The sequence below is a fragment of the Bradyrhizobium sp. SUTN9-2 genome, assembly GCF_003122645.1.
Lineage (GTDB): Bacteria > Pseudomonadota > Alphaproteobacteria > Rhizobiales > Xanthobacteraceae > Bradyrhizobium > Bradyrhizobium yuanmingense.
Map to the genome: position 1 here is coordinate 2,090,157 of NZ_LAXE01000001.1, position 4,442 is coordinate 2,094,598.

The window sequence follows — 4,442 nt, forward strand, 5'->3', positions numbered from 1 at the left end:
CCGATCAGCGCCACGCCGCGGTTGAAGAAGAGATAGGCGAGTGTGGAGGGGAAGATCAGGATGTAGCCCAGTGTCGCCAGCGTGGTCGCGTCGAATTGCAGCACGCGGCCGCTCGCCGCCTCCCAGATCGCCGTCGGCAGCAGCATCGTCGCGCCGCAGCAGGTGGTGAAGGACAGGAAGGAGAGCTGGTGGATCTTCGGCCGGCGCGGGATGAAGGCCGAGTAGAGCCCGAACGCCACCAGCGAGGAGGCGAACATGATGTCGCCTCTGTTGAAGCTGATGCTTGCCAGCGCCGCGAGGTCGCCGCGCAGGATGATGATCAGCACGCCGAGCAGCGAGATCGCGATGCCGCCGAGCTGCGCGCCGGTCAGCCGCACGCCGAACAGCACCAGCGACCACAGCGCCACGAACAGCGGACCCGCCGACTGGATCAGCAGCGCATTCAGCGCCTCGGTGTATTGCAGCGCCCAGTACGAGATCGCGTTGTTGAAGGCAAAGCCGACCAGCGACAGGAACAGCATCAGGGGCATGCTCTTGCGCAACGCAGGCCAGTCGCGCTTCAGATGCGGCCAGGCGAACGGCAACAGGATCAGGAACACGCCGAACCAGCGGATCGTGGTGATCGTCAGCGGCGGCACATGCGCCCCGACATGGCGCGCGAGCACGATGTTGCCGGCCCAGAACAGCGAGCTAAGGCTGAGCAGCAGATAAGGCTGGTTGTTGAGCCAGCTGGCCGGATTGGCGGCCGGTGGCGCGGGCGAAGCGGTCGTCATGGGCGTTGGATACAACTTGCGCCCGATTGCCGCGATGGCACAAGTCACAGCGCCGCAATGCTACAATGCAGCCGAGCCCTAAGGAGGTGCCATTGGCGGTCAATATGTTGAACATCGAGGGCCTGGAGCGGCTCGATCCGAATGCGCCGGTGGTGATGCTGAACCTGATGCGCTTCCACGCGCGCTCGCTCGATGGCGACGGGTCGGGCTGGGACGCATACTTGCGCTACAGCGCGATCACGGTGCCGATGATCAAGGCGCGCGGCGGCACACTGCTCTGGACCGGTGAAGGCAAGGCGGTCGCACTCGGTCCGCACGCGGGCAACGATTGGGACTTCGTCGCGCTGGTCCATTACCCGTCCGTCTCGGCCTTTCTCGACATGATGACCTCGCAAGCCTACGAGCGCGAAGCCGATCCGCATCGCGTCAACGGCTGCGCCGAGCACGTGATCATTGCGACGAGCGAGGCGTACAGCAAGTTCAAGACGAAGTAGCAGCGCGTGCACTTTTCCCCTCTCCCCTTGTGGGAGAGGGTGGCTCGCCGCGTAGCGGCGAGACGGGTGAGGGGTCTCTCTCCGCGAGTCCACTCCCAATTGAATGCGCGGAGACAACCCCTCATCCGGCGCTTCGCGCCACCTTCTCCCACAAGGGGAGAAGGGAAGTGCAGCGAGCGCTTCGATGAAGCCGCCTAACTTGCCTGCTTTCGCGACGCCGCGAACACGCCCGCCAGCACCAATGCGAAACCGATGAAGTGGAACGCCTGCGGGTGCTCGCCCAGAAACGCCATCGCCATGATCGAGCCGAACACCGGCACGACGTGGAAGAACGGTGCGGCGCGGTTGGCGCCGATCAGGCGCACGCCGCGATTGAAGCAGAGATAGGCGAGCGTCGAGGGAAAGACGGCGACGTAGAACAGCGTCAGGAGGTTCGGCCCGTCGAGCTTCATCACCGGGCGAGCGGACAGTTCCCAGATCTCCAGCGGAATGAGACAGGCGGCGCCGCAGCCGAAGGTGAAGGCGAGGAACGAGAGGCCGTGCATCGGCGGCCGCCTCAGTGACAGCACCGAATAGAGCGCGAAGATCAGGAGCGCGAGCAGGAAGATCAGGTCGCCCTTGTTGAAGTCGATGCTCGACAGCGTGGTGAAATCGCCGTGCAGCAGGATGGTCAGCACGCCGCACATCGACAGCAGCACGCCGAAGGCCTGCGCGGCGGTGAGACGAATGCCGAGGATGACCAGCGACCACAACGCCACCAGCAGCGGCGCGGCCGACTGCAGCAGCAGCGTGTTGAGCGCCTGGGTGTGCTCCAGCGCCCAATATTGCAGCGTGTTGAAGGCGCCGATGCCGGTGACCGAGAGCGTGACCATCAGGCCGAGCTTGCCGCGGATCGCCGGCCAGTCCTGCACGAGGTGCTTGAAGGCGAACGGCAGCACCAGCAGGAAGGCAAAGAACCAGCGCAGGAACGACAGCGTCACCGGCGGAATGTGGCCGGCAGCGAGCCGCCCGACGATGGCGTTGCCGGCCCAGCACAGCGCGGTGATGCTGAGCAGCAGATAAGGCTGGTTGGCGATCCAGCTGTGGCCGGATGTTTCCGCGCGCGTGGTCTGGCCGGTGGCGGACATTGTGATTGTTGAAGCCCCGCGTCGAGTACGCCGAGGCTTCCGGCCCGGCGAGGTCCGGGCCGGCTGATCACCCGGCAGGTCCAAAGACACGGAAAACCAGGTTGCATCAACGCCGGCGGGCGCATCGCGACCATGCTGGCGGCGAAGGCGGCCTCTCAGGCTTTGGTCGAAGCTGCTGCGCCGGTCCGCCAGGGTTCGGGATTTTCCGCGGATATCAAGGGCTTGGGCCGGACGTTGGACCCCGAAAAAGCCCCGTTCTTGCTTGCCTAGAAGGGCTGCTTCCTTTATCCGGTTGGCTGCCTTGCGTGCGGGCGGCTCCGGCTGCCGATTGGGCTGGGCGCAGGCGTGATCCCGGAAAAGTGGGCACCGGTTTTCCGCGAGGATCATGCCTTCTAGAGACAGATTGAACAGGATTACCCGCGAATGGCCAATGTTGTCGTCGTCGGCGCCCAGTGGGGCGACGAAGGGAAGGGCAAGATAGTCGACTGGTTGTCGGAGCAGGCGGATATCGTCGTCCGCTTCCAGGGCGGCCACAATGCCGGCCACACGCTGGTGATCAACGGCAAGACCTACAAGCTCGCGCTCCTGCCCTCCGGCGTGCTGCGCGGGGGCAAGCTCTCGGTGATCGGCAACGGCGTGGTGTTCGATCCCGCTGCCTTCCTCGACGAGGTCGCCAGGCTCAGGTCGCAGGGCGTCGATGTCAGCCCCGACAACCTGCGTGTCGCCGAAAACGTCACGTTGATCCTGCCGCTGCACCGCGAGCTCGACGCGCACCGCGAATCCGCCAGCGCCGCCACCGCGATCGGCACCACCCGCCGCGGCATCGGCCCGGCCTATGAAGACAAGGTCGGCCGCCGCGCCATCCGCCTGATGGATCTTGCCGATCATCAGACGCTGCCGCACAAGATCGACCGTCTGCTGGCGCACCACAACGCGCTGCGCCGCGGCCTCAACCTGCCGGAATTCGACGGCGCCGTGATCCTGAAGGAGCTGATGGCCATGGCGCCGCAGCTGCTGCCCTACGCCGAGACGGTCTGGCGGCTGCTCGATATCGAGCGGCGCGCCGGCAAGCGCATGCTGTTCGAGGGCGCGCAAGGCGCGCTGCTCGACGTCGACCACGGCACCTATCCCTACGTCACCTCGTCCAACACGGTGGCGGCCCAGGCCGCGACCGGTGCCGGCCTAGGGCCGGGCGCGGTCGGCTACGTGCTCGGCCTGTGCAAGGCCTACACCACCCGCGTCGGCCAGGGCCCGTTCCCGACCGAGCAGGACAACGAGATCGGCCGCAAGATCGGCGAGCGCGGCCGCGAGTTCGGCACCAATACCGGCCGCCCGCGCCGCTGCGGCTGGTTCGACGCCGTGCTGGTCCGCCAGGCGGTCCGAACCTGCGGCATCAATGGCCTGGCGCTGACCAAGCTCGACATCCTCGACGGATTCGATTCGATCGAGGTCTGCACCGGCTACAGGCTCGACGGCAAGGAGATCGACCATTTCCCGGCCGGCGAGGGCGCGCAAACCCGGGTCGAGCCGATCTACGAGACCATCGAGGGCTGGAAGGAGCCGACCGCCAACGCGCGGTCCTGGGCCGACCTGCCGGCGCAGGCCATCAAATATGTCCGGCGGATCGAGGAATTGGTGGGATGTCCGGTCGCGCTGCTTTCCACCAGCCCGGAACGCGAGGATACTATCCTGGTGCAAAATCCGTTTGAGGCTTAACGATATCTTACCGGGACGCGCGTATAGTTGAGTAGAAATGGCTGATTACTATCCGCTGATCGCCCGCGCTATTGCCGCCCTGGACCCCAACGCTCCCGGCGAAAGCCGTCGCGCGCTCTATGAGCGGGCGCGCACGGCCCTGATCGCGCAACTGCGCAGCGTGCAGCCGCCGCTCTCCGAATCCGAGATCACGCGGGAACGGCTGTCGCTGGAGGAGGCCGTCCGCAAGGTCGAATCGGAGGCGGCCCAGCGGGCGCGCGAGGCCTCGCGTCCCGGTGGCGCCGCCCGCTCCGGCTCGAGCGGCGATGCCTTCCGCCGCGCCAGCACCCGTG

At 66.2% G+C, this 4,442-nt stretch carries 4 protein-coding genes and 1 pseudogene; 3 read left to right on the forward strand and 2 right to left on the reverse strand.

Annotated features, from left to right (window positions below; all coding sequences use genetic code 11):
• Positions 1-773: DMT family transporter (locus tag XF30_RS09850; RefSeq protein ID WP_109145634.1), on the reverse strand; the 773-nt coding region annotated here is incomplete at its 3' end.
• Between the two features lie 104 nt (positions 774-877).
• Between XF30_RS09850 and XF30_RS09855 the strand changes: the two genes are divergently transcribed.
• Positions 878-1,267 (forward strand): DUF1330 domain-containing protein, encoded by a 390-nt coding sequence (locus tag XF30_RS09855; RefSeq protein ID WP_192893391.1) that lies wholly within the window; start codon positions 878-880, stop codon positions 1,265-1,267.
• 194 nt (positions 1,268-1,461) lie between these two features.
• On the opposite strand, the gene XF30_RS09860 is transcribed toward XF30_RS09855, so the two are convergent.
• On the reverse strand, positions 1,462-2,394 hold the full coding sequence (locus XF30_RS09860) for a DMT family transporter (RefSeq protein WP_109142543.1): 933 nt from the start codon (positions 2,392-2,394) through the stop codon (positions 1,462-1,464).
• A 423-nt stretch (positions 2,395-2,817) separates the two neighbouring features.
• Here XF30_RS09860 and XF30_RS09865 point away from each other — a divergent pair, with 423 nt between their 5' ends.
• Together XF30_RS09865 and XF30_RS39105 are read left to right on the forward strand one after the other, a co-directional pair.
• Positions 2,818-4,110: an adenylosuccinate synthase gene (locus tag XF30_RS09865; RefSeq protein ID WP_109142544.1), complete on the forward strand. Its 1,293-nt coding sequence runs from the start codon at positions 2,818-2,820 to the stop codon at positions 4,108-4,110.
• Positions 4,111-4,147: 37 nt separating this feature from the next.
• Positions 4,148-4,442, forward strand: a pseudogene (locus tag XF30_RS39105) (hypothetical protein); the annotation flags it as partial.